Raw genomic sequence first — 24116 nt, forward strand, 5'->3', positions numbered from 1 at the left:
TGCCTGCCTGGCCTGCGCCTATCTGCCTGACCTGCGCTTGCCGGGCTGACCGGCGGGCGGCGTGGCGGTGGGGTGGGACCGGGTCAGCCGGCCGCCACCCAGGACTGGATCATCCGGTAGGCGATGGAGGCGCCCGGCGCGAGCAGCAGGTCGGGCACGCTGCCCGGCTCGGCGAGCGCCTGCCGCACGTCGGCCCGGCTCACCCACCGGGCCTGTGCGATCTCACCGTCCGCGAGCCGCAGCGGCTCGGTCGGGTCGGCCACCGCCTCGAACCCCACCATCAACGACCGCGGGAACGGCCACGGCTGGCTGCCGAGGTAGCGGATGCCGACGACCTCGACGCCGACCTCCTCCTCGATCTCCCGCGCCACGCACGCCTCCAGCGACTCGCCCGCCTCGACGAACCCGGCCAGCACCGAGTACCGACCCTCGGGCCAACCCTCGCCACGGGCGAGCAGCACCTGGTCCGCGCCGTCGTGCACCAGGCAGATCACGGCCGCGTCCGTGCGCGGGTACTCCTCGCGCCCGCACTGCTCGCAGACCCGAGCCCACCCGGCCTTGATCGACTCGGTCGTCCCGCCGCACACCGCGCAGAACTTCGCCGACCGGTGCCAGTGGAACAACGCCACCGCCGACGTGAACAGGCCCGCGCCGGTGTCGTCCAACAACGCGCCGCACGCCCGCAGGTCGAGCCACTGCGGCTCGTCCGTCAGCTCCGGCCGGACCCACGCCCGGCCGGAGGGCGCGCGGACGTCCGTCTCGTCCTCGGTCAGCGGAACCGCCCAGTACGCCACGCCGTCCTGCTCGCCGAGCAGCACCGCCGTGTCCGGCGGACCGTCGCCGAACTCGGTGGCGGGGCGGTCGACCAGGCGCGAGGCCTGGTCGGCCACCAACGTGCGGCCGTGCGCGTCCACGGTGAGGACGCGCGCCTTCGCCCACAGCAGCGCGAGCTGCTCCGCGTCGCCGCGCAACGGCTCGCGCCGATCCACCGTGAACCGCGACAGGGCGGGCAGTTCCACCAACTCGAAGCTCACGGCAGGGTCACGCCGCCCAACGCCCGCAGCTGCGGGGTCAACGTGTCCGCGTCACCCACCAGCACGCCGGTGAACGACGTCGGCGCGAAGAACTCCAACGCCACCTCGGTGACCTGCTCCACGGTGACCGCCGCCAGCCGGCCGGGGTGCCCGGTGAACCACTCGACGTCCAGCCCGAGCCCGGCGAGGTTCACCAGGAACGACGCCAGCCCGCCCTGCGACGACGTCGCGGTCAGCAGCGACCCGATCGCGTACCGGCGCGCGGTGTCCACCTCGGACTCCGTCGGCGGCACCAGACCGAGCCGGCCCAGTTCGTACCGGGTCTCGAGCAGCGCCGCCGCGGTCACCTCGCTCGCGGTGTCGGCGTCCACCAGCAGCGTCGCGCCGCCCGGCGTGAACTCCGGGTGCGACCGCGCGCTGTAGGTGTAGCCCTTGTCCTCGCGGATGTTCTCCACCAGCCGGGACGAGAAGAACCCGCCGAACACCAGGTTCGCCAGCTGCAACGCCGGGTACCGGTCGTCGGTGCGCTCCAGCCCGCGCCCGGCGAGCCGGATCTGGGACTGCACGGCGCCGGGACGGTGCACGAACAGCACGTCACCACCCCGCACGGGCGGCAGCGGCGACAACGACACCGCGGTGCCCTCGCCGGTCCACCCGCCCAGCGCGCCCTCGACCGCGCGCACCGCCGCGTCGGGCGCCACGTCGCCCACCACGACGATCACCGAACCGCGCGGCAGCACGGCCGACGAGTGCAGCGCCAGCACGTCGTCCCGCGTCACCGCCTCGACCTCGTCCGCCTCGGGCATCTCCTTGGCGAACGGGTGGTCGCCGTACAGGTGGCGCTGCAACGCCTCCCGCGCGATCACGTTCGGCTGCGACCGCGCCAACCGGATCCGCTCCACCAACCGCGCGCGTTCCCGCTCGACCTCGTCGGCCGGGTAGGTCGCGCCGGTCAGCACGTCCCGCAGCACGTCCAGCACGGTCTCGAAACCGGACACCAGCGCGTTGCCCGAGAACGCCAGCCGCTCCGGGTCGACCACCGCGTCCAGCTCGCCGCCGACCAGGGCCAGCTCGGTGTCCACGTCCACCCGGCTGCGGGTGGCGGTGCCGGTCAGGATCGTGTTCGCCAGCACCTCGGCCCGGGCCGCGTGCGTCGAGCCGACGCTGCTCGCCGCCGGGTCGCCGAACGGGATCCGCAGCCGCACCTCCACCAGCGGCACCGAGTCCCGGCGCACGGCCAGCACCCGCAGGCCGTTGGCCAGCGTGGTGTCGACCGTGTCCAGGTCCGCCGCCGCCCGCTGCTCGCCCAGCTCCGGGAACGGGCGAGGCCCTAGCTCCGTACGACCGATCTCGTCGGCGCTGCGGTGCTTGGTCGGGGCGCTCACTCGGTACCTCCGTCGGCGGGGTTGAGGATCAGGACGGCGCGCGAGTCGGGCCGCAACGCCTTGGCCGCCGCGGCGACCTCGTCGGTGGTGATGCCAGCCAGCTTCTCCGGCAGCTCGTACAGCAGCTCCGCCCGCCCGAACAGCAGCTCGGCCGACCCGAGCCCCAGGGTCCGGCTGGTGAGCCGGTCGTGCTCGCGGTGCATGGTCGACACCCAGCGGGCGGTGACCTTCGCCAGCTCCTGCTCCGTCGGCCCTTCCTCGGCCAACCGCAGCAGCTCCTCGTCCACCGCCGCGAGCACCTGCTCGGAGGTGACCTCCGCCGGGTGGATCGCGGTGATGCTGAACGTGTCGGGGTCGCGCGCCTCCAGCGGCCCGAACAGACCGCACCCGGCGCCGACGTCGACCACGATCGCGTCGCGGTGCACCAGCCGCTGCTGCAGCCGCGACCCGTCGCCGTCGGTGAGCACACCGGCCAGGACCAGGTACGCGAGGTAGCCGTCGACCTCGTTCACCGGGTCCGGGATGCGGTAGCCCACGGCGATGGCGGGCATCGGCGCGTGCTTGTCGGTGTGCTCGGCCCGCAGCTCGCCCTTCGGCGCGGCCTCGGCGAACGACGGCCGGGCCGGCACCGGACGGGCGGGCACGTCACCGAAGTGCTTCTCGACGAGCGCCTTCGCCCCCTCGGGGTCGAAGTCGCCCGCCACCGTCAGCACGGCGTTGCCCGGCGCGTAGTAGGTGTCGAAGAACGCGGCGCAATCGTCCACGGTGGCGTTCTCGAGATCGGTGAAGTCGCCGTAGCCGTTGTGCGCGTTGGGGAAGGTCTGGAACAGGACCGGCGGCAGGAGGATCCAGGGGAACCCGCCGTACGGTCGGTTGAGCACGTTGAGCCTGATCTCCTCCTTCACGACGTCGATCTGGTTGCGCAGGTTCTCCTCGGTGATCTTCGGCGCCCGCATGCGGTCCGCCTCGAGGAACAGAGCCCGCTCCAGCGCCGCCGACGGCAGCACTTCGTAGTAGTCGGTGTAGTCGGGGTGGGTCGACCCGTTGAACGTGCCGCCCGAGGACTGCACGTGCCGGAAGTGGGCCAGCTTCTCCAGGCTCTCGCTGCCCTGGAACATGAGGTGCTCGAAGAGGTGGGCGAACCCCGTCCGCCCCTCGGGCTCGGAGCGGAAACCCACGTCGTAGTGCACGCTCACCCCGACGACCGGGGCGCTGCGGTCGGGTGCGAGCACCACCCGCAGACCGTTGGGAAGCGTGAACCTGTGCAGTTCGGGTAGCGCCATGAACGCAGCCTACGGGTTCACACCACCGCCGGGCTCGATGGTCGCCCACCCACCGAAGCATCCCGCTACGCCCAGCGCGAACCGACCGGGTTCCGACCGGCTCACCAGCGACTCGACCGACGATCCGGAGCCGGGCACGCGCCCGCGCCGGTCCGGACCACCACCTGTCTCAGCAGGCCGCCCACCCGGTGGAGCCGGCGCGTGTGGACACCGGGTCGGCCGCGGCCTCTACCCCCGTGGACCTTCGCCCGCCGCCCGCGGGTCTGGTTCGGGAATGACTCCAGTGTCGAACCTGTGTTCGAGATGTGCAAGATCACTTTCGGGTGAACGTCAGCCCCGCAGCGACCGCAGGTGACCCGCCTGCGCCAGCACGCCGTCCACCGCGCCCAGGAACGCCGGGAACCGCTGCGCGAACCGCCGCAGGTCACCGCCCTGCTCCGCCTCGCCGAACCAGTACAGCCCCGGCCGCGTGCCGGCGAACGTGGCCAGCCACCGCTCGGTCTCCCCCAGCACCACCGCGTACGGCAACGACCGCGAGAACACCATCTCCCGATCGGACTCCGGGATGTCCTGAGGCGTCGCCGTGTGCAGGTACCCGCGCAACCCGCGCACGTGCTCCAACAACACGCTGCCGCGCTTGGTCCGCGCGGGCATGGTGCGCGCGCCCACCGCCAACGCCACCCCCGCGACCACGACCACCAGCCCGAACAACGCCGCCCCGCCGACCAGCGCCAACACCACCGTCAGCACCGCGCCCAGCACCGCGACCCCGACACCGGCCCACCACCACAGGTTGCGCTCCGCGTCCGGTCTGCGCGCGAACCAGTTCTTCGCCACCACGTCCGCGTACAGCGCGTCCCGCACGCGAGACAGGTCGATCCGCCTGCCCCGCAGCTCCGACAGCGACACCGCGTCCACCCCGTCGGGCAACAACGCCTCGTACACCGCGCGTTCGTACGCCGACAGCGCCGGGTCGGCCGGGTTGCGCCGCACGAACCGCCAGTCGTGCCCGTCGACCTCTTCGATCCAGACGTAGTTGCGCACCGCGAGGTCCACGATCGTCGCGGTCACGTCGACCACGTCCACGTGCTCGTCCACCACGGTCCCCACCTGGCCGGGCAGCACGCCGTCCGGCGAGGCAAACGCCACCCGCCCGGAACCGTCGCTGACCAGCACGTTCACCGGCCCGACCTCACCGGCCAGCGCCCGCGCGTCACGGCCGCGGAGGTACCACAACAACAACCCGCCGCCCAGCAGCAGCACGACGAGCCCACCGAGCCCGGCGCCGGTGAGGGGGGTCAACGCGAACGCCGCCGCCAGCCCGGACGACTCCTCCACGCGCGCGTTGGCGGGAGCCGCGCCCTCCTCCAACCCGACCGTCACGTCGACCCGCTCGCCGGCGGCCAGGCCGATCTCGGTCACCCGCACGCCGCGCCCGTCGCCCAGGTCCGCGCTGGTGCACGGCTTGGACGTGCCCGGCTCGCCGGCCAGGCAGTTCACCGACCGCGGCGCGTCCGGCGTGATCACGGAGGCCTTCACCGAGTCGAGCGGGGTGTCCCAGCCGCTCGCGGGCTGCCAGCGCAGCTCCAGCGTGTCGCCGATCTTGGCGACGGCGCCGACCACGGAGTACTTGACGGTGGACGTGCCCGCTTGGAGTGCGATCGTGAGCTCGTCGTCGGATGCCGTGGCCGTGCCGTTGCCGTCCACCGCCGCGTCGCCGACCTGGAACACCCGTTCGCGATCCGCGGAGACCGGCACGCGCAGCGGGACGACCCGCGTCGCGGTCCTGCCCTCGGGAACGGTGACCACCTCGGTCACGGTCAGCCTGCCGTCGCGCTCCAGTTTGAGCCGCACGTCCGCGCCGACCGTCCCGGGCAGTCCGGCCGTGTCGCTCGGCTGCGCCGTCGCCGTGCCCACGCCCGCGCACAGCGCGACCGCGCAGATGGCCGCCGCTCCCCAGTTTTTCAACACGGCCGCGGAGAATAGCGGAGTTCCCCTAAGCTCTTGTGCTGATTCGGGCATCCGCGATATGGGGGACCACCAGCGATGACGCAACCACCGCCGCCGGGTGGCTGGCCGCCGCCACGACCGGTTGGGCCGCCGCCGATGCCCGCCCCCCTCCACCCACAACAGCCCCAGCAGTGGCCCGCCCAGCAGCCGCCGCCACCGCCGTCCTGGCCCGGGCAGGCGCCCGCCATGCCGCCGCCGATGGCCCCGCGGCAGATGCCGCCCATGGCCCCGCCGCAGCCGCCGCCGGTCAACTGGGGCCCGCCGCCCGGACCGCCCCAGGGCTGGGGCCCGGCCCCGATGCCGTACCCGCCGCTGCCGCGGCAGAAGAGCAAGGGCCCCCTGGTGGCCGCGCTGGTCGTCGGCTTCCTCGTGCTGGGCGTGGCCACGATCGGCCTCGTGGCCGCGAACAGCGGCTCCAAGAAGACGAGCGACTCGGCCAACGCCGGGTACGACAGCTACACGTACACGCCCGAACCCACCACCACCACGACGACCACGACGACGTCCACGACCTCGAGCAGCAAGCGGACCACGTCGACCAGCACGCCGAAGGCCGGCCCGAAAGCCGTCATCGCGCTGGGTGACAACCCGATCCACGCGGCGGGCCTCGGCGCGTTCAACATCGGCGGCTGCCCCCTGCCGGCGATGGACTACTCACCCGCCGGCCAGGACCGGTTCCTCAGGGCCTCGCTGCCGTGCATCGAGGCGATGTGGAAGCCGTCGTTCGAGCGGGCGAACCTGCCTTACCAGCCGGTAGAGCTGGTCATGGTGACGTCCCAGATCACCAACACGTGCGGCTCCATGGGCCCCGACCGCACGGCCATGTACTGCGACGGCACCATCTACTGGACGCCGAACCACTACGCGAACGAACAGGGTGCGGCGAACCCCAACCACCCGGGCAAGTACCTGGGCCAGCTCGCGCACGAGTACGGCCACCACGTCCAGTGGCTGTCCGGCATCCTGCGGGCGTCCGGCCAGGCCCAGTACGAGAAGGGCGGCTGGGACACCCCCGAGGGCCTCGACCTGAACCGGCGCAAGGAGCTGCAGGCCACGTGCTTCGGCGGGATGACGCTCGCGCCGCTGTCGCACGGCGCGGTGCCCGCCGACGTCATCTCGGTGGCGCTGACGGACGCGGGCAACCGGGGCGACTACCCGATCTACCCCAACCGGGACCACGGCGCGCCCGAGCGGAACGCCGCGTGGGTCAACCACGGGTTCAAAAACAACGAGACGAGCGCGTGCAACACTTGGGTGGCGAGCGCGGCGGACGTCAGCTGACCCGACTGGAGGACCGTGCACACGCCCGAGGAGCCCCCCAAGAACAACCCGATCGTCCTCATCGGCGTGTTCTCGTTGATCGTGTTGTGCGTGTTGGGCCTCGGCGGCATCACGCAGCTCGAGACGTCCCGACGGATCAACGGCCGTGCGGTGGCCGCGCCGGGCGTGACGGTCGTGCAGTCCACGGAGACGGAGGCCCCGCGGCCGCGTGCCGTGCACCGGCTGGCCGACCACCCGTTGCTCACCGCGCCCGTTCGGCTGCCCGCGGTGACGTGCGCGTTGCCGGGGTTCGGGGTGTCGGACGCGGAGCTGTCGGCGTACTACAAGGCCGGTGTGGTGTGCCTGGACCAGGCGTGGCGGCCGGTGCTGGAGCAGGCGAACCTGCCGTTCGACACGCCCGCGCTGGACACGTCGCCCGACCTGACCGAGGGGCCGTGCGGCTCGGCGCCCGCGGAGAGCGAGGCGGTCGCGTACTACTGCGGTCGCAACAGGACCATCTACATGCCCACGCGGCGGCTGCGTGACAACGGCGGCGGCGAGCGCGCGGGGTCGCACCTGGCGACGTTGGCGCACGAGTACGGGCACCACGTGCAGGCGTTGACGGGGATGCTGCGCGCGGCGGACACCAAGATCGTCGACGCGGGCGAGGAGACGCCGGCGGGGCTGGAGATGTCGCGGCGGATCGAGCTGCAGGCCAACTGCTTCGCCGGGATGTTCCTGGTGGCGGCGTCCGGGTCGATCGGGTCCGGGTTGGCGCAGGAGGCGGCGGACGACTTCCAGTACGCCGTGGAGGAGCCGCCGGAGAAGAACGCCCACGGCAGCCCTGACAACCAGTCCGAATGGGCGTCGCAGGGCTACACGACGGGCGTGACGTCGTCGTGCAACACCTATGCGGCCCCGGCGGCGGCCGTCGGCTGAGAACGCCTGGTCAGCAGGTAGGCGTAGAGGCCGCCGGCCAGGCCGCTCAGGCACATCAGCAACGTGGTCAGCCTGACGTCGAACGGCATGCCGACGGGCGTGCTGGCGGCCGCCTGGACGGTGAACTCGCCGCTGGTGTCGGCGGGGACGACGACTTCGACGACCTCGTCCTGCTGATAGCCGCAGCCGTCGAGCTTGGCGGTGTGCGTCCGGTCACCGATCGTCAGTTCGACCCGGTCGTAGGCCTCCGCGTCGCCGCAGGAGGCCGGTGCGACGACGGTGGCGGCGGTCCGCTGGACCTCGGCGGACGTGCGCGGCCACCACAACGCGACCGCTGCCGCGACGGCCACCAGGCCCACGACCAGCAGCACCAGCGCCCACCTGACCGGGCTTCGCGGAACCGCCACAGCGTGGATGGTCGCAGACGGGGAGGCCGGTTGTCGTGGGGGCCGGTGGCTCCGCCGCCCGTTCAAACATCACCTGATCGTGATCTTGCACACCCTCGAACTGTTGTTCGACACTAGAGCCATGCCTCACTCGACGAAACTTCCGGAACCCGTTCGACCACGAGCACTTCGCCGGATGCCGCACCGCGCACCGCGACGGGATCTGCGTCCCTGGACCCGGGTGCCGCGCCGGAGAGGTCCAGGGTCCTGGTGGAGCTCTCGAACTCGGCCACCATCGGGCACCCGCCGACCGACACGGTCACCGTGCCGGGTGCGTGCGCCGACCTGAGCAACTCCTGACGCCTCGGCCAGCCGTGCCCGGCACCGCCCGCGCCCGCCCACGGGACCGCGTCACCGCCCAGCACCCGGCGTTCGGTCTCGCGCTCCACGGGTGGCACGACCGCCGGGGCCGCGCTCAACCCCGTCAGCAGACGAGCCACCCGCCCGGGTCACCACCCCAGCCACGACGAGGCCGACCCAGCCGCCCCTGAGCCGCCCCCGTCCTGTCCCCTGTTGTCCCTGGCCCTATTGCTCTTGTCCCGTATCGCCTGTGTCCGTGTCCACATCGGATCAGCCATTCGCATCCCGAGCCGCACTGGTCGCCGCACCGGCGACGACCCGAGGTGGCACCGGGATCCGCAGACGGCCGGTCTCTCCCATCCGCGCCCACGGAGAGGCCGGCCCCGACCTCCGGCACATCGCCCTCCGCTGTCGACCGCTGACCGCCCGGCAACGAGCGACCGCAGGTAACCGGCCGGGTGCCGACGAGTGACCGTCATTTTGTCCAGGCTCGTCACGGCCTTGCGGCCGTGGTGGGCGACGCGACGCAGAATATGGAGGTGTCGACTGCTGCCAGGGTGCTGGTGATCGAGGACGCGGAGGCGATCGGCGCCGCGGTGAGTTCCGCCTTGCGGGACGCGGGTTACCAGGTGCAGGTCCGGCCGGACGGTCGTGACCTGGAGGGCGACCTGGTCCGGTTCCGGCCGGACCTGGTGGTGCTCGACGTGATGCTGCCCGGTCGGGACGGCTTCATGCTCCTGGAGGTCATCCGGCGGACGTGCGGGGCCGGGGTGGTGATGTTGACCGCCCGGGACGGGGTGTCCGACCGGCTGCGCGGGCTCGACCGGGGTGCGGACGACTACGTGGTGAAGCCGTTCGTGCTGGCCGAGCTGGTCGCCCGGGTGAGCGCGGTGCTGCGGCGGCTGGGGCGGACGCCGTCGACCGTGCAGATCGGCGACCTGGTCGTGGACGCCGAGTCGGCGGTGGTGCTGCGCGGCGACGCGTCGATCGAGCTGACCGCCACCGAACTGCGCCTGTTGCGGTACCTGGCCGCGCAGCGCGGGCGGGTGGTGGGCAAGACGCAGATCCTCACCGCGGTGTGGGGTTACGAGGACTACGACCCCAACCTGGTCGAGGTGCACGTCAGCGCGCTGCGCCGGAAGTTGGAGGAGCACGGGCCGCGGTTGCTGCACACCGTGCGAGGGCTGGGCTACGTGCTCAGGGCGGACGAGGCGTGAGCTTGCGGACCGTCTCCCTGCGCCGACGGGTCACCTTGTCCGCGATCGGCTTGCTCGGCGTGGTGCTGATCGGGGTCGTGTTGTTGGTGGACGCGCTGTTCGCGGCGCAGTCCAAGCGGGACGTCGACACCGCGCTGCTGGAGAAGGCGCGGGTGGCGCAGCAGCTGGTCAAGCAGCGGGTGCGCGGGGCGGAACTGGTGGACCGGTTGGAAGGCCGGGGCGTGGAGGTCCGGCTGGTCATGCCGGACGGGACGGTGTTCGGGAACGCGCCGGACGAGGAGGTGGCGAACGAAGTCAGTCGGCAGTTGATCGACGGGTCGAAGATCACGGTGTACGCCGAGTCGTCGGTGATCACGGCGGCGCAGACCAGGCTGCGGCGGTTGTTGCTGCTGGCCGGGGTCGGCGCGCTGGCCGTGACGGCCGGGGCGATGGTGCTGGTGGTCCGGCGGGCGTTGGCGCCGCTGGACGCGATGACCACGCTGGCCCGGTCGATCGCGCGCGGCAACCGCGGGTACCGGCTCAACCCGTCGCGGGCGGACAACGAACTCGGTCGGACGGCGGCCGCGTTCGACGACATGCTGGACTCGTTGGAGGGATCGGAGGAGCGCACGAAACGGTTCGTGGCCGACGCGGCGCACGAGCTGAGGACACCCATCGCGGGCGTGCAGGCGGTCGCGGAGGCGTTGATGCAGACCGCCGGCGCCGAGGAGCGGGAGCGGTTGAACCTGCTGCTCGTGCGCGAGTCGCGGCGGGCCGGGCGGCTGGTCGACGACCTGCTGGCGTTGGCGCGCATCGAGGCCGGGCTCGAACTGCACCGGGAGCGGGTCGACCTGCTCGCGTTGGCCGAGGCCGAGGTGGGGCGGACGCAGTTGCTCGTGCCGGACTTCGACATCGCCGCGGAGGGCGAGTCGGAGTTCGTCTCGGGCGACCCGCAACGGTTGGCGCAGGTGTTGGCGAACCTGGCCGACAACGCCCGCCAGGCCACCGGCCCGTCGGGCAGGGTGCGGCTGCGCGTGTCCAGGGTGGGCAGCTTCGCGCGGTTGGTCGTGTCCGACAACGGTCCGGGCGTGCCGCCGGAGGAGAGGGAACGCATCTTCGACCGGCTGGTACGGCTGGACGAGGCGAGGGACCAGCGCTCCGGCGGATCGGGCCTCGGGCTGCCGATCGCCCGCGGTGTCGTGCGCGCGCACGGCGGCGAGCTGTCGTGCACCACCCCCGGCGACGACTCGCACGAGGCCGAAACCCACAGCCCATCACCGTCGGCGGGCAACTCAGCCCTGAGCCCCGGCGGCCCGCCAAGCCGACCGACCACGCCAGTGGTGCCAGGTGTGCCAGGTGTGCCCGCTGCGCCGACTCCATCGACGCCGACGACGCCGCCGCCGACGACACAGCCGCCCTCCGCAGCCGCGGACACAACAGACAACACGGACGCACGCGCCGCCGGCCCCAGCGACCCGGCGCGATCGCGCACGGCCACCCACGCCATGACCACCGATGTCCCGGCCGCCGATCCCCCGGCCGCCGATCCCCCGGCCGCCGATCCCCCGGCCGCCGATGCCCTGGCCGCAGGTTCCTTGGGCGCAGGTTCCTTGGAACACGGGGCGGGCCCCAAGGTGGACCGGGCCGGTGCCGACGGGTCGCGCGGAGGCCACCCAGCCGCGAGCGCCGAACACCACGGCGGGATCTCCGACGCGCCCGACGACCGCAACCCGGCCGCCGACGCGCGAGGTGGGGTCGGTGGTGGAGACGCAGCGCGACCGACTCCGGTCGGCGACGCGCTCCGAGCCGACAGCCCGCAGGCCGCAGACGTGTGGGATGCGGGCGCCGCACGGCCCGCTCCGGTCGCGGAGGTAGCCGGGGCGAGCAGCCTCACCACCGGCCCGCAGGACAGCGCGCGGCGCGGGGCGGTCGGTTCGGTTGGAGCCGCGTTTGTGGTGCGGATTCCGTTGGCTGAGTAAGAGCGCCGGGCGAGGGGTGGGGGTGGGGGTGGCGGAGGCTAGGCGTCCCTCGGTGGGGTGACCTTCTTGACGTAGAGGAGGCGGTCGCCGGCTTCTACGGCGTCGGCTTCCGGGGCGTCCACCCGGTACAGGGTGCCGTCGCGCACCACGCCCAGCACTATGTCCGGCAGGTGGCGGGGCGAGCCGCCGATCTCCGAGGGCTCCACGTCGCGTTCGGCGATGGCCAGGCCCGCGTCGGGGGTCAGCAGGTCCTCCACCATGTCGACCACGGACGGGGTGGCGGTGGCCATGCCCAGCAGCCGGCCCGCCGTCTCGCTGGAGACCACCACCGAGTCCGCGCCGGACTGGCGGAGCAGGTGTTCGTTCTCGCGCTCCCGCACCGAGGCGACGATCTGGGCCTTCGGGGCCAGCTCGCGGGCGGTGAGGGTGACCAGGACGGCGGTGTCGTCGCGGTTCGCGGCGACCACCACGGCACGTGCTCGCGGCACCCCTGCCACGCGCAGGACGTCGTTGCTGGTGCCGGAGCCGTGGACGGTGACGAGGCCGATCGAGGACGCGGCGTCCAGGGCCTCCTGGGTGGTGTCGACCACGACGATCGAGCCCGGCTCGGCGCCATCGCCCATCAGGGCGCTGACGGCGGACCGGCCCTTCGTGCCGTACCCGATGACGACCACGTGGTCCCGCACCTTGGTCCTCCACTTCTGGATGCGCAGCGCCTGCCGCGAACGCTCGGTGAGCACTTCGAGGGTCGTACCGACCAGGACGATCAGGAAGAGCACCCGCAAGGGGGTGATCACCAGGACGTTGACCAGCCGCGCCGACGAACTGGCGGGGGCGATGTCACCGTATCCGGTGGTGGAGAGCGACACCGTCGCGTAGTACACCGCGTCCAGGAAGGACAGTCCGTCGTTGTTGACGTCACGGTAGCCGTCGCGGTCGAGGTAGACGATCAGCACGGCCGCGAAGAGAGCGGTGAGGGCGCCGATCACCCGCTTCAGGATCGCGCGGACCGGGCTCTGCACCGTGTCCGGCATCCTGATCACGCCGACGAGCGAGTGGCCTGGCCGGTCGGCCAGCGGTTCGCCCGGGTTGGTGCGGCGGATCATGACAACCTCTCCGGCAGTAGTCGCCACAACCGGGCGGCGGCCTCGGCGCCGCGGAGCAGCAGCGGCACGACGACGCGCTCGTTGGGCGCGTGGATCCGATCATCCGGCAACGTCGCGCCGAGGTACACCACCGGCACGCCGAGCCACCCGTGCAGCAGCGCCGCCGGACCGGAGCCACCCGTCCGGCTGAACCGCACGGGCTGTTCGAACGCGGCCTGCACGGCGTCGCGCACCGCTCCCACGGCCGGGTGGGACACGTCCACCGCGTAGGGCGGCGCGCCGTCACCGGACGGGATCACCTCGGCGTGCAGCCCGGCCGGGGTGTGCCGGGTGACGAACTCGCGCAACGCGTCGGCGACCCGTTCCGGCCGCTGCTCGGGCACGAGCCGGAACGACAGCTTCACCGACGCCCGCGCGGGCACGATCGTCTTCAGCCCCGGCCCGGTGTAGCCGCCGTGGATGCCGTTGACCTCCGCGGTGGGACGCACCCAGACCCGTTCGAGCGTCGACCAACCGGGTTCACCGGCCAGCCCTTGGGCGCCGCCGGCGTTCGCCAGCCACACCGTCTCGTCGAACGGCAGCGCCGCGTAGTCGGCACGTTCGGCCGCCGTGGGCTCGGTCACGTCGGCGTAGAAGCCGGGCAACCGCACGCGCCCGTCCTCGTCGTGCAACGCCGCGACGAGCCGCGCGATCGCGGTGGCGGGGTTCGGCACGCTGCCGCCGGCCCGCCCGGAGTGCACGTCGGACGTCCCGCCGGTGAACACGACCTCCGCCCCGTAGACCCCGCGCTGACCAGTGCACACGGTCGGCGCGTCACGCGCGTACAGCGGCGTGTCGGTGAACACCACGAGGTCGCACGCGAGGTCGTCGCGGTGGTCGTCGAGCAGCCGGGTCAGGTGCGGCGAGCCGGACTCCTCCTCGCCCTCCACGAACAGCTTCACGGTCACCGCGGGCTGCGTCGCGCCCGTCGCCGCCAGGTGCGCCCGCATCCCGAGCAGGTGCATCGCGACCTGGCCCTTGTCGTCGCTGGCGCCCCGACCGAACAGCTCCTCGCCGATCACCGTCGCCTCGAACGGTGGGTGGTGCCACTGCTCGACCGGGTCGACCGGTTGCACGTCGTGATGGCCGTAGACCAGCACGGTCGGCGCGTCGGGGTCCGCCGCGGGCCGGCAGGCGTACACGGCGGGCAGTGCCGGGCCCTCGTCCCAGACCCGCACGTCGGACCACCCGTCGCGGCGCAACGCGTCGGCCAGCCAGTGCGCGGAGGCGGCCACGTCGCCGTGGTGCGCCGGGTCGGCGCCGATCGACGGGATGGCCAGCCACTCGCGCAGGTCGGCCAGGAAGTCGTCGGCGAACGCGGCCACGGCCGCCCGTTCGGGATTTTCGGGATCACCGCTCACGGTGCGGGAGGATAACCCCGGAAGAACCCTGGGAGCGCCGTTCGCCGGACGACGTGACAGGGTGGTCGCATGGAACCCACTCGTTCCCGTTCCCGGTCGGCGCTCGCGCTGGCCGGGTTGCTCGGCGCCGCGGGTGTCACGCACTTCGCCAAGCCGAAGCCGTACGACGCGATCGTGCCGCGCGCGTTGCCGGGCAAGCCGCGGACCTGGACGTACCTGTCCGGGGCCGTCGAGGTGGCGTTGGCGGCGGCGGTCGCCGTGCCGCGCACGCGGGGCGTGGGCGCGAAGCTGGCGGCCGGGTTCTTCGCGGCGGTCTTCCCGGCCAACGTCAAGATGGCCTACGACTACCGCACGAAGTCACCCAGGGTGAGGGCCGTCGCGTACGGGCGGTTGCCGTTGCAGGTGCCGCTCATCCTGTGGGCCTTGCGCGTAGGGCGCTCAACTCCCTGATCACTCTCGGCAGCGGGTTCGACACCCAGCGCTGCCGGGGGACTGTCATTGAAACCGCAACCAGTCCTAGGATGCCCGAGTGCAACCGCTCCTCCACCATGCCGCGACGGCGTTGGGTTGGCGCGGCATCGTCGTGCCCGACGTCGCCGTGCTGGGCCATCAGGTGTCAGCCGTCGTGCGGGTTCGTGCCGACGTGCACGAGTGGCGCAGCGCGAACGGCTGGCCGCCGCAGGCCGACCCCTCGTGGTTCCGCTCGTGGTTCGAGCCGGCGGCGCACGACCGGCTCCCCGTGCCCGCCGTCGAGCTGGTCGGTGTGCTGGTGGGTGAGTCCACGGTGGACCGCGCGCTGCAGTCGTGCGGCACGTTGATGACCCTCGCGCCCTGCTCGGTGGTGCTCCCGGCGCCGTTGGGCAAGCAGTCGTGGCCGCTGATCGAGCTGGACTACTACGGCATCGGCGTGGTCGCGGTCGACTCGGCGGGCGCGGCCGAGCTGCTGGTGCCGCCGGAGGACCGGTCGACGGAGTTCGGGCCGTCGCTGTTCGGGCGGTGGCTGCTGGAAGTGCTCTACGACCGGGTGTTGAAGGAAGTGCCCGCGCACGCGCGGGTGAACTCCTAGGCCGGGATCGAGCGGATCAGCGCGCGCAGGCCGTCCGCGTCCAGCAGGTCGGCCGGGCGCAGCGTGTGGTCCTGGCGGACGTAGTGGAACGCCGCGCGCACCTTCTCCACCGGCGTCCCGGTCAACGCCGCCCACGCCAGCCGGTAGGCCGCGAGCTGCACCGACAGCGCGGGCAGGCGGTCGGGCTCCGGCACCGCGCCGGTCTTCCAGTCGACCACCGTCCAGCCGCCGTCGTCGTCGGCGAACACCGCGTCCATCCGGCCGCGCACGGACAGGCCGTCGATCTCCGCCTCGAACGGCACCTCGACGTCGTGCGGCACGCGGTCGGCCCACGTGCTGGCCAGGAACGCCTCCTGGAGGCGGGTGAGGTCGCTGTCCGGCGCCGCGCCCTCGTCGGCCGCGCCGGGCAGGTCGTCGAGGTCGAACAGCCGGCTCGCGCCGAACCGCTGCTCCAGCCAGGTGTGGAACGCCGTGCCGCGGCGGGCCAGCGGGTTGGGCGGGAACGGCAGGGGACGGCGCAGCCGGCGGGCGAGCAGGTCCGGGTCGGCCGCGAGTTCGACCAGCTGGCTGACCGAGAGGTGCTCGGGCAGGACGACGCGTTCCCGGCGGTCGGCCGCGGCGGCGCGTTCGGCGAGGAGCACGTCGACGTCCCGGGCCCAGCCGTCCGGGTCGTCTTCGGGGTGGTCGGGGAGGACGTCGCGGGCTTCGCCAGGGGCTTCGTCGGGGAGGACGTCGTCGTCGGGGGCTTCGTCGGGCAGCGGTGGCTCGAAGTCCGGTTCGGGGACAGGTTCGTGGTCCGGCTCGTGGTCCGGCTCGTGGTCTGGGGGGTCGGGCAGGTCGAAAGGGTCCGGGGGCAGGTCGTCGGCCGGCGGTTCGGGCGGCAGGTCGTGGTCGGGTTCCGCGGGCGGTTCGGGCGGTAGGTCGTACTCGGGTTCCGCGGGTGGGGTGGGCGGCAGGTCGGGGGCGGGTGGTGCGGCCAGGTGGCGGTCCAGGGCGTTCAGGACCAGCTCGGCTCCCTCGGCCACGGCGGCGCGGCGCTTGCCCAGCGGGTCGGTCGGCCACTGGGCCGTCTTCGTCTGCGACGCGAGGGGGTTGGGCTCGTCGTCGGCCGGGCGCGCCGCCCAGTGGGCGATGTCGGCGGGCGGGTGGTCGGCGGCCAGCACCGACTCCCGGATCTCGGTCAGGAACGCCGACGGCCCCTTCGGCTTGTCGCCCGTCTCGCCCCACCAGTGCCCCGACACCAGGAGGCTGTGCTCGGACCGCGTCAGCGCCACGTACAGCAGCCGCCGCTCCTCCACCAGCCGCCGCGCGTCGAAGTCGTCCTCGTGCCCGGCCAGCGCCTCCTCCACCTCCTTGCGGTTGGCGTCGGGCGCGATGCGCAGCTTCGGCAGGTCCTCGGCGTCACCGCGCAGCTCGGCGGGCAGCTCCGCCACCGAGCGCAGCCAGCTCGACGACTTCTTCCGACCCGGGAACACGTCCTTCACCACGTGCGGCACGGCGACGATGTGCCACTCCAGGCCCTTGGCCGAGTGCATGGTCAGCACCTGCACCCGGTTCTCGGCCACCTCCACCTCGCCGGGTTCCAGACCGTCCTCGGCCTGCTCGGCGGTGTAGAGGTAGTCGAGCAGCGCGGGCAGGGTGGCCGACGGGCTGGCGGCGGCGAAGTCGTTGACCACGTCGGCGAACGCGTCCAGGTGCGCCCGACCGACACCGCCCGGCCGCGCCATCGCCTCGATGTCCAGCAGCAGGGTGCGCTCGACGTCCGCGACCAGCTCGGGCAGCGGCTGGACCAACCGGCGGCGCAACGACGACAGCTCCGCGCCCAGCCGCCGGATCCGCCGGTACCCCTCGGCGGAGTACGCGGTCGGGTCGCCCGGGTCGTCCAGCGCGTCCGCGAGACCGGCCTGCTCGGAGTGCTCGCCCGGCAACGCGTCCGCGATCACGGCCAGCGGGTCGTTCGCCACCGCCTGCCTGCTCGGCGCGCCCGCCAGCTCACGGGCCCGCGCCCACAGCGCCGCCAGGTCGTACGCGGCGATCCGCCAGCGCGAGCCGGTGAGCAGCCGGGCGGCGGCGGTGCCGGCCAGCGGGTCCACCAGCACGCGCAGGGCGCTGGTCAGGTCGCGCACCTCCGGCTCGTCCAGCAGCCCGCCCAGACCGACGACCTCGACCGGCAGGCCGCGTTCCCGCAGCGCCGCCGCGATGTTCGCCATGTCCGAACGGCGGCGCACCAGCACCGCGGCGGTCGGCGGCTCGTCGCTGCTGTCCAGGTGCTGCTCCCACTGCGCGGCGACCGTGTCGGCCACCCAGTCCAGCTCCTGCCGCACGTCGTCGAACAACGCCACCCGCACGTCACCCGGCCCGGCGCCCTCGCGGGCCCGCAGCTCGTCCACGTCCAGGCCCATCGCGCGCAGCGGCGCGGACACGGCGTTGGCCAGGGCCAGCACCTCCGGCGGGTTGCGGAAGCTGGTGAGCAGGCCGTACTTCCGCGCGGGCGGGAAGTCGTGCACGAACCGGGGCAGGTTCGCCGCCGACGCGCCGCGCCAGCCGTAGATCGCCTGCGCCGGGTCGCCCACCGACGTCACGGGCATCGGCTCGCCCCGCCCGAACAACGACCGCAGCAGCACGCGTTGCGCGTGACCGGTGTCCTGGTACTCGTCCAGCAGCACGGCGCCGTAGCGCTCGCGCTCGCCCCGCACGACCTCCGGGTGCTCGGAAGCGAGCCGGGCGGCCAGGGACATCTGGTCGGCGAAGTCCATCGCCGCCTCACGCCGCTTGCGCGCCTGGTAGGCCTCCAGCAGCGGGATCAGGTTGACCCGCAGCCGCTGGGCGCTCACCACGGCCTTCAGCGACTCCGGCAGGCCGTCGCGCTGCCGTGCCGTCTTGGGCGCGTTCTCGATCACCGCGCACAGCCGCTCGGCGTGCCGCCACAGCGTGACCGGGTCGACCAGGTGCTCGCCCAGCTCGCCGGCCAGCGCGAGCAGGTAGCCGGTGACGGTCGCGGGCACCTTGTCGGTGTCCAGGTCGTCGTTCCACGTCGACACGACGCGGTGCGCGAGCTGCCACGCGGCGGTCTCGGTGAGCAGCCGCACGCCCGGCTCCACGGGCAGCCGCAGGCCGTGCTCGCCCACCAGCCGGCCCGCGTACGCGTGGTAGGTCAGGATCACCGGCTCGGTGGTCAGCACCGCGGCCCGCCGTTGGCCGCTGGGGTCGAGCCGGTCCAGCAGCGGCGAGCCGCCGAGCCGGCGCAGCCGCAGCCGCACCCGGTCGGAGAGCTGGCGCGCGGCCTTGCGGGTGAACGTCAGGCCGAGGACCCGGTCGGGGGTGACGAAGCCGTTGGCGACCAGGTACACCACGCGGGCGGCCATCGTCTCGGTCTTGCCGGCGCCGGCGCCGGCCACGACCAGCGCGGGCGCGGTGGGCGCGGCGACGACGGCGGCCTGCTCGGGCGTCGGCCTGGGCAGGCCGAGCGCCTCGGCGACCTCGAACGGGCTCGCGAGCGACACCGGCTCACCCGCCACCCGTTCGACCCCGCTCGGCACGACCACGTCCCGCATTCTCCGTGGTCGGGCCCGGCCGGCTTCGGCGACCCGCAGGGCGGGACCGAAATGGCTGGTCAGGACCGCCCTAGTGGCTCACCTGACGACCGGACGCGTGCACCGGGCAGGTGGTGCGGGCCGGGCAGCGATCACAGTCCGCGTTCTCCGTCGCCTGGTAGGACGGCCCGACGCTGGACCCGGCGGCCAGCTGCACGGCCTCCAGCCACACCCGCACGCCCTGCTCGTCCAGCGGCACCTGCTCGCGCTCGACCGCGCCGGTCTTGCGGTCCTCCTTGGCCACGTAGAGCAGGCGCGCGCCGCCCGGGTCGGTGCCGAGGCCCAGGTGCGTGAAGCCGCCCAGCGCCGTCGCCAGCTGGTAGACCGCGAGCTGCGGGTGCTCCTGCGCCTTGTCCTTGCTCACCGGGGACTTGCCGGTCTTCACGTCCACCACGACCGGCCGCCCGTCCCGGTCGGTCTCCAGCCGGTCGACCCGGCCGCGCACGCGCAGCTTCGGGCCGTCGTCGGGGCGGGGGATCTCGACGGAGATCTCCTCCTCGACCGCGACCTGGGTGAGCTGGGAGCGGCTGGACGCGAGCCACGCCAGGAACGTGTCGAGCATCCGCTCCACCCGGATCCGCTCGCGGCGGGAGAACCAGGGCGCGCCCGCGTCGACCGCGGCCCACGCCTCGTCCAGCTTGACCCGCAGCTCCTTCTCGTCCGCGCCGGTCGCGGCGGCCTGCGCCAGCGCGTGCACGAGCGTGCCGGTGATCGACGCCAGCTCGGCCGGGTCCTGGCCGCCGTGCCGCTCGACGACCCAGCGCAGCGGGCACTTCGCCAGCGTCTCCACCGTGGACGGCGACACGCTCACCGTGTGCTCCTCGGTCCACAGAGGACTCTCCGTGGTGACGTCCGCCAAGCCGTACCAGGAATCCGGGTGCGCGCCCGGCACGCCTTCCGCCGCCAACCGGGCCAACTGGACGGCCGCGCGCTCCCGGCGGTCGGCCGGCTCGTCGTCGGAGCACACGACCCGCCGCAGCTCGCCGACCAGCTCGGCCAGCACCAGCCCGCGCTCGGGGGTGAACGTCGGCCGCTCCGGCTCCTCGGTGGACAGCTCCTCGATCTCGTCCAGGAACCGCGACGGCTGCTCGTCCTCCCCGCGCACCGCGCTGACCAGCAACGTCCGCCGGGCCCGGCTCGCCGCGACGAGCAGCAGCCGCCGTTCCTCGGCCAGGATCGGCGCGACCGCGGACGCCGTCTCCGCCGACACGCCCGCGACCACGTCGACCATGCGTTCCACGCCCAGCAGGGACCCGCGCAGCCGCAGGTCGGGCCAGCTGCCCTCCTGCACGCCCGGCACCGCCACGACCGTCCACTCGCGACCGGCGGCGGCGTGCGCGGTCAGCACCGACACCGCTTCGCCGGTGGGCGCGGCGGCGGCCAGCGTGTCGCCGACGATCTCCTGCGCGGCCAGGTAGTCCGCGAAGCCCTCGGCGCCCGAGCCGGGCAGCCGGTCCACGTACTTCGCCGCGGCCTCGAACAGCGCCACGATCGCGTCCAGGTCCCGGTCGGCCTGCATGCCGACGGTGCCGTGCCGCGCGGACTGCGCCACCCAGCGCAGCTCCAGGCCGGTGCTCTGCCACAGCTCCCACAGCACCTGCTCGACGGTCAGGCCGTCCGCGATCCCCTTGCGCGCCTTGCGCAGCAGCCCGCCGATGCGGCGCGCCGGCTGCGCCTCGGCGTCCTCCAGCGCGGCCAGGCGGTCGTCCGACTCGATCACCTCGACCAGCAGCTCGCCGCTCGGCCGGTCGCGGCCCGCGGCCAGTTCCAGCCGGCGCAGGCCGCGCCGCAACCGCCGCAGCGCCAACGGGTCCGCGCCGCCCAGCGGTGACGACAGGAGCATCGCGGCGGTGTCCTCGTCGAGGGTGCCGGGCACGGCCGCGCAGCGCAGCAGCGCCAGGAACGGCATCACCGCCGGTTGGCGCGCCAGCGGCAGTTCGTCGCGCGGCACGGCCACCGGGACGCCGGCCGCGAGCAGGGCGCGTTGCAGGACCGGCAGCGATCTGGTCGCCGACCGGGCCACCACGGCCATGTGCGACCACGGGACCTCGTCGATCAGGTGGGCCCGGCGCAGCTGGTCGGCCACCCAGCCCGCCTCCTGCGCGGCGGAGGCGAACAGGCGGACCTGGACGTTGCCCGTGCCGTCGGCCGGCGAGACCTCGCGGGTCGGCGACGCGCCGGGCAGGCGGCCGGCGAGCCTGCCCACCGCGGCCCTGATCTCCGGCGCCATCCGGTAGCCCGTGGTGAGCACCACCGCCGGGCCGCCCGCCTGCGACAGCAGGGTCGGATCGGCGCCGCGGAAGGAGAACACGGCCTGGTCGGGGTCGCCCGCGAGGACGAACTCCTGCGCGGCCGCGCCCAGCACGCGGATGAACTCGTGCTGCAACGGGTCGAGGTGCTGCGCGTCGTCGACCAGCAGGTGCCTCACCCGCCGCTGCTCGCCCGCGAGCACGTCCGGTTCGGTCTGGAAGGCGAGCAGCGCGCTGCCGACCAGCTCCGCCGCGTCGAACGAGGGCGCGTGGCCCTGCCCGCTGCTGGCCAGCAGGTTGACCTGCTCGTACTGGGTGGCGAACAGGCCGGCCGCGACCCACTCCTCGCGGGAGTGCCGGCGGCCGAGCTCGGTGAGGTCCTCCGGCGCGAAGCCGCGTTCGGTGGCGCGCAGCATCAGGTCGCGCAGCTCGTGCGCGAACGCGGGCAGCGCGAGGGCGGGCCGGAGGCGTTCCGGCCACTTCGGGGCGCCCATGCTCACGTCGCCGGCGAGCAGTTCGCGCACCACCGCGTCCTGCTCGGGGCCGGACAGCAGGCGGGGCGCGGGTTCGCCTTGGTGGACGGCTTGCGCGCGCAGCACCGCGAAGGCGTACGAGTGCACGGTCCGCACCAGCGGTTCCTGCGTGGTCGGCAGGACGCCGTCGGCGCGGGCGCCGGTCAGCAGGCGGGTGATGTGGGCGCGCATCGCCTCGGCCGCGCGCCGGTTGGGGGTGAGGACGAGCACGTTCTCGGGGTGCACGCCGCCGTGCAGCACCCGGTGCGCCACCACCTCGGCCAGCAACGTCGTCTTGCCCGTGCCGGGGCCGCCGAGCACCCGCAACGGCCCGCCGGAGTGGTCGAGCACGGCGCGTGCGGGCGCGTCCCAGTGGCGCCGGGGCTCCTCCTGCCGCACCCGGCGCACCAGCAACGGCGCCCTGTTCACTGCCACGGGGGTCATGCAATCACAGTGTTGGATTGCGCCGCCTCCGGCGTCGCGGGCGAGGTCGCCTGGAAGTCGACCGTTCGCGCCCTGATTCCCGACGATCGAAAAGCGTGATCGCCGGGAATGAGGACGCGAACGATCGACGCGACCTCGCAGTGTGCGCGAGGGGGTGTGTGCGAGGGGTGGGGGGTGTGCGCGGGGGGGCGGGGTGTGCCAGGGGATGCGTGGGGTGTGAGGGGGTGCGTGGAAAGCTGTGTGGGTGGACGAAGAGTTGCACGAGATGGTCCGCGCGGTCGTGCGCAAGATTCCCCGCGGACGGGTGGCGACCTACGGCGACGTCGCCGACATCGCCCGCGCGCCGTCGCCCCGCCTGGTCGGGCAGGTGCTCAACCAGGACGGGCACGACCTGCCGTGGCACCGGGTGCTGCGCGCCAACGGCACGTGCGCGCCCCACATCGCCGACGAGCAGCTGCAACTGCTGCGCGAGGAGGGCGTGGTGGTCGACGGCGGCAAGGTCGACCTGCGCACGTACCGCTGGGAGGACGCGGTCAAGGAGAAGGCGGACGAGCCTCCGGCCCTGTTCTGACCCGCGCCTCGACCCGGGCCACCTCGGACTCCACCTCGGGGTCCCGGGTAATCGCGGCGGCCAGGCGCAGCTGCGGCAGCGCCTCGGCGTGCCTGCTCTGGCGGCTGAGCGTGCGGCCGAGCAGCAGGCGCGCGTAGCCGTCGGACGGGTCGAGGTCGACCAACGCGGTCAGCACCCGCTCGGCCTTGCCCAGCGCGGCGGACTGGAAGTGCGCCAGCGCGAGTTCGGTCAGCACGGTCCGGTCGGTCGGCACGTGCTCGGCCGCCTCGGCCAGGTAGCGCGCCGCGCCGCTCGGGTCGCCGGACGCGCGGAACATCCGTCCCTTGCGCAGCAGTTCGCGAACGTCGGTCATGACAGCTCCTCGTCCGCCGCGGTGACGTGCGGCACGTGCGTGACGCCCAGTCGCCCGGCTTGGAAGTCTTCGACGGCTTGCAGGATCTCGGCCCGCGTGTTCATCACGAACGGCCCGTAGCGCGCGACCGGCTCGCGCAGCGGCAGCCCGCCCAGCACCAGGACGTCCCACGTCGTGTCGGCCCGCATGGTGAGCGCGGCGCCGTCGTCCTCGAACACGGCCAGCTGCCCCTCGTCGAGCGGGCGGTGGTCGGCGCCGACCGTGCCGCGACCGGACAGGACGTAGACCATCGCGGTGAAGTCCTCCGGCCACGGCAGGGTCAGGTGGGCGTGCGGGCTGAGCGTGGCGTGCAGGTAGGTGATCGGCGTGTGCGTCATGCCGGGGCCCTGGTGCCCCGCCACGTCGCCGGCGATCACGCGGACCAGCGCGCCGCCGTCGTCGCTGGACAGCAGCACGGTGTCGGCCGGGTTGATGTCCTGGTAGCGGGGCGGGGTCCACTTGGCGGCCTTCGGCAGGTTGACCCACAGCTGCACGCCGTGGAACAGCCCGCCCCGGGCCACCAGCTCCTGCGACGGCAGCTCGGAGTGCAGCACGCCGGAACCGGCGGTCATCCACTGCGTGCCGCCGTTGGTGATCACCCCGCCGCCACCGGTGGAGTCCCGGTGCTCGAAGACGCCGTCGATCATGTAGGTGACGGTCTCGAAGCCGCGGTGCGGGTGCCAGGGCGCGCCCTTCGCCTCGCCGGGGCCGTACTCGACGGCGCCCATGTGGTCGAGGAGCAGGAACGGGTCCGCGTCGGCGAGCTCCACGCCCGGGAAGGGGCGGCGGACCTGGAAGCCCTCGCCTTCGAGGAACCGCCGCGCCCGCACGACCCGGCGCACGCCGCGCCACTCGGTCGCGGCCTCGGGCAACCGGGGCAGGCGCGGCAGGGTCAGGGTGTCGGCGGTGACGGCGGGCATGACTGCCTCCTCGGACGGTGACCGCCCGGGTT

Annotated in this window: 19 protein-coding genes; 7 read left to right on the forward strand and 12 right to left on the reverse strand. The window is 73.6% G+C overall.

All coding sequences use genetic code 11. The annotated features are described in order from the left end of the window. Window positions 1–83: 83 nt before the first annotated feature. From nudC to ABTZ99_RS10060, 4 genes are all read right to left on the reverse strand, one after another. Window positions 84–1034, reverse strand: a complete 951-nt coding sequence (gene nudC, locus ABTZ99_RS10045) for an NAD(+) diphosphatase (RefSeq protein WP_499610115.1) — start codon at window positions 1032–1034, stop codon at window positions 84–86. Then, window positions 1031–2419 carry a M16 family metallopeptidase gene (locus ABTZ99_RS10050; RefSeq protein ID WP_498774499.1) on the reverse strand — a complete coding sequence of 463 codons (1389 nt, stop codon included), beginning with the start codon at window positions 2417–2419 and terminating at the stop codon, window positions 1031–1033. The genes nudC and ABTZ99_RS10050 overlap by 4 nt, the downstream gene beginning before the upstream one ends. Continuing rightward, window positions 2416–3702, reverse strand: coding sequence for a M16 family metallopeptidase (locus ABTZ99_RS10055; RefSeq protein ID WP_498774497.1), 1287 nt, complete (start codon window positions 3700–3702; stop codon window positions 2416–2418). The genes ABTZ99_RS10050 and ABTZ99_RS10055 overlap by 4 nt, the downstream gene beginning before the upstream one ends. A 330-nt stretch (window positions 3703–4032) precedes the next feature. Next, window positions 4033–5673, reverse strand: a complete 1641-nt coding sequence (locus ABTZ99_RS10060) for a DUF2207 domain-containing protein (protein ID WP_499610119.1) — start codon at window positions 5671–5673, stop codon at window positions 4033–4035. A 135-nt stretch (window positions 5674–5808) separates the two neighbouring features. Between ABTZ99_RS10060 and ABTZ99_RS10065 the strand changes: the two genes are divergently transcribed. Both ABTZ99_RS10065 and ABTZ99_RS10070 read left to right on the forward strand, forming a co-directional pair. Continuing rightward, a complete protein-coding gene (locus ABTZ99_RS10065) occupies window positions 5809–6993 on the forward strand; it encodes a neutral zinc metallopeptidase (protein ID WP_499610122.1) in 1185 nt (394 codons plus the stop codon). 15 nt (window positions 6994–7008) lie between these two features. After that, window positions 7009–7911: a neutral zinc metallopeptidase gene (locus tag ABTZ99_RS10070; protein ID WP_498774491.1), complete on the forward strand. Its 903-nt coding sequence runs from the start codon at window positions 7009–7011 to the stop codon at window positions 7909–7911. Here ABTZ99_RS10070 and ABTZ99_RS10075 read toward each other — a convergent pair. Continuing rightward, the gene (locus ABTZ99_RS10075) at window positions 7881–8318 is read right to left on the reverse strand and encodes a hypothetical protein (RefSeq protein ID WP_499610125.1); all 438 of its coding nucleotides are present in this window, start codon (window positions 8316–8318) and stop codon (window positions 7881–7883) included. The genes ABTZ99_RS10070 and ABTZ99_RS10075 overlap by 31 nt on opposite strands. Before the next feature lie 113 nt (window positions 8319–8431). Beyond that, window positions 8432–8797 (reverse strand): hypothetical protein, encoded by a 366-nt coding sequence (locus ABTZ99_RS10080; RefSeq protein WP_498774487.1) that lies wholly within the window; start codon window positions 8795–8797, stop codon window positions 8432–8434. Between the two features lie 393 nt (window positions 8798–9190). Between ABTZ99_RS10080 and ABTZ99_RS10085 the strand changes: the two genes are divergently transcribed. Then, window positions 9191–9874: a response regulator transcription factor gene (locus tag ABTZ99_RS10085; RefSeq protein ID WP_499610128.1), complete on the forward strand. Its 684-nt coding sequence runs from the start codon at window positions 9191–9193 to the stop codon at window positions 9872–9874. Continuing rightward, window positions 9871–11832 carry a sensor histidine kinase gene (locus ABTZ99_RS10090; protein WP_499610131.1) on the forward strand — a complete coding sequence of 654 codons (1962 nt, stop codon included), beginning with the start codon at window positions 9871–9873 and terminating at the stop codon, window positions 11830–11832. The genes ABTZ99_RS10085 and ABTZ99_RS10090 overlap by 4 nt, the downstream gene beginning before the upstream one ends. Before the next feature lie 38 nt (window positions 11833–11870). Here ABTZ99_RS10090 and ABTZ99_RS10095 read toward each other — a convergent pair whose 3' ends face one another. Both ABTZ99_RS10095 and ABTZ99_RS10100 read right to left on the reverse strand, forming a co-directional pair. Further along, on the reverse strand, window positions 11871–12938 hold the full coding sequence (locus ABTZ99_RS10095) for a potassium channel family protein (protein ID WP_498774481.1): 1068 nt from the start codon (window positions 12936–12938) through the stop codon (window positions 11871–11873). Further along, window positions 12935–14338 (reverse strand): M20/M25/M40 family metallo-hydrolase, encoded by a 1404-nt coding sequence (locus tag ABTZ99_RS10100; protein ID WP_499610134.1) that lies wholly within the window; start codon window positions 14336–14338, stop codon window positions 12935–12937. The genes ABTZ99_RS10095 and ABTZ99_RS10100 overlap by 4 nt, the downstream gene beginning before the upstream one ends. 69 nt (window positions 14339–14407) lie before the next feature. Between ABTZ99_RS10100 and ABTZ99_RS10105 the strand changes: the two genes are divergently transcribed. Both ABTZ99_RS10105 and ABTZ99_RS10110 read left to right on the forward strand, forming a co-directional pair. Further along, a complete protein-coding gene (locus ABTZ99_RS10105) occupies window positions 14408–14788 on the forward strand; it encodes a DoxX family protein (RefSeq protein ID WP_498774477.1) in 381 nt (126 codons plus the stop codon). 79 nt (window positions 14789–14867) lie between these two features. Further along, window positions 14868–15404, forward strand: coding sequence for a hypothetical protein (locus ABTZ99_RS10110; RefSeq protein ID WP_498774475.1), 537 nt, complete (start codon window positions 14868–14870; stop codon window positions 15402–15404). Here ABTZ99_RS10110 and ABTZ99_RS10115 read toward each other — a convergent pair. Beyond that, window positions 15401–18958 (reverse strand): ATP-dependent helicase, encoded by a 3558-nt coding sequence (locus ABTZ99_RS10115; protein WP_499610139.1) that lies wholly within the window; start codon window positions 18956–18958, stop codon window positions 15401–15403. The two genes, ABTZ99_RS10110 and ABTZ99_RS10115, sit on opposite strands and share 4 nt — an antisense overlap. A 70-nt stretch (window positions 18959–19028) precedes the next feature. Continuing rightward, on the reverse strand, window positions 19029–22202 hold the full coding sequence (locus ABTZ99_RS10120) for an ATP-dependent helicase (protein ID WP_498774471.1): 3174 nt from the start codon (window positions 22200–22202) through the stop codon (window positions 19029–19031). A gap of 244 nt (window positions 22203–22446) precedes the next feature. Between ABTZ99_RS10120 and ABTZ99_RS10125 the strand changes: the two genes are divergently transcribed. Then, complete coding sequence (locus ABTZ99_RS10125; RefSeq protein ID WP_499610142.1) at window positions 22447–22773, forward strand: MGMT family protein; 327 nt, start codon at window positions 22447–22449, stop codon at window positions 22771–22773. Here the strand turns inward: ABTZ99_RS10125 and ABTZ99_RS10130 are convergent. Both ABTZ99_RS10130 and ABTZ99_RS10135 read right to left on the reverse strand, forming a co-directional pair. Further along, a complete protein-coding gene (locus ABTZ99_RS10130; RefSeq protein ID WP_498774468.1) occupies window positions 22736–23125 on the reverse strand; it encodes a tetratricopeptide repeat protein in 390 nt (129 codons plus the stop codon). The genes ABTZ99_RS10125 and ABTZ99_RS10130 overlap by 38 nt on opposite strands. Continuing rightward, entirely contained in the window at window positions 23122–24084 is a 963-nt protein-coding gene (locus ABTZ99_RS10135; RefSeq protein ID WP_498774466.1) for a pirin family protein, read from the reverse strand. The genes ABTZ99_RS10130 and ABTZ99_RS10135 overlap by 4 nt, the downstream gene beginning before the upstream one ends. Window positions 24085–24116: the final 32 nt, after the last annotated feature.

It is taken from the genome of Actinosynnema sp. NPDC002837, from assembly GCF_040295345.1.
In the GTDB taxonomy this organism is placed as follows: Bacteria; Actinomycetota; Actinomycetes; order Mycobacteriales; family Pseudonocardiaceae; genus Actinosynnema.

What these genes read in the sequence shown, in the direction of transcription:
- ABTZ99_RS10055 (WP_498774497.1), bottom strand. Translation starts at nt 3,702, where the DNA reads ATGGCGCTACCCGAACTGCACAGGTTCACGCTTCCCAACGGTCTGCGG.
- ABTZ99_RS10095 (WP_498774481.1), bottom strand. Translation starts at nt 12,938, where the DNA reads ATGATCCGCCGCACCAACCCGGGCGAACCGCTGGCCGACCGGCCAGGC.
- ABTZ99_RS10085 (WP_499610128.1), top strand. Translation starts at nt 9,191, where the DNA reads ATGGAGGTGTCGACTGCTGCCAGGGTGCTGGTGATCGAGGACGCGGAG.
- ABTZ99_RS10120 (WP_498774471.1), bottom strand. Translation starts at nt 22,202, where the DNA reads ATGACCCCCGTGGCAGTGAACAGGGCGCCGTTGCTGGTGCGCCGGGTG.
- ABTZ99_RS10065 (WP_499610122.1), top strand. Translation starts at nt 5,809, where the DNA reads ATGCCCGCCCCCCTCCACCCACAACAGCCCCAGCAGTGGCCCGCCCAG.
- ABTZ99_RS10135 (WP_498774466.1), bottom strand. Translation starts at nt 24,084, where the DNA reads ATGCCCGCCGTCACCGCCGACACCCTGACCCTGCCGCGCCTGCCCCGG.
- ABTZ99_RS10105 (WP_498774477.1), top strand. Translation starts at nt 14,408, where the DNA reads ATGGAACCCACTCGTTCCCGTTCCCGGTCGGCGCTCGCGCTGGCCGGG.
- ABTZ99_RS10130 (WP_498774468.1), bottom strand. Translation starts at nt 23,125, where the DNA reads ATGACCGACGTTCGCGAACTGCTGCGCAAGGGACGGATGTTCCGCGCG.
- ABTZ99_RS10115 (WP_499610139.1), bottom strand. Translation starts at nt 18,958, where the DNA reads ATGCGGGACGTGGTCGTGCCGAGCGGGGTCGAACGGGTGGCGGGTGAG.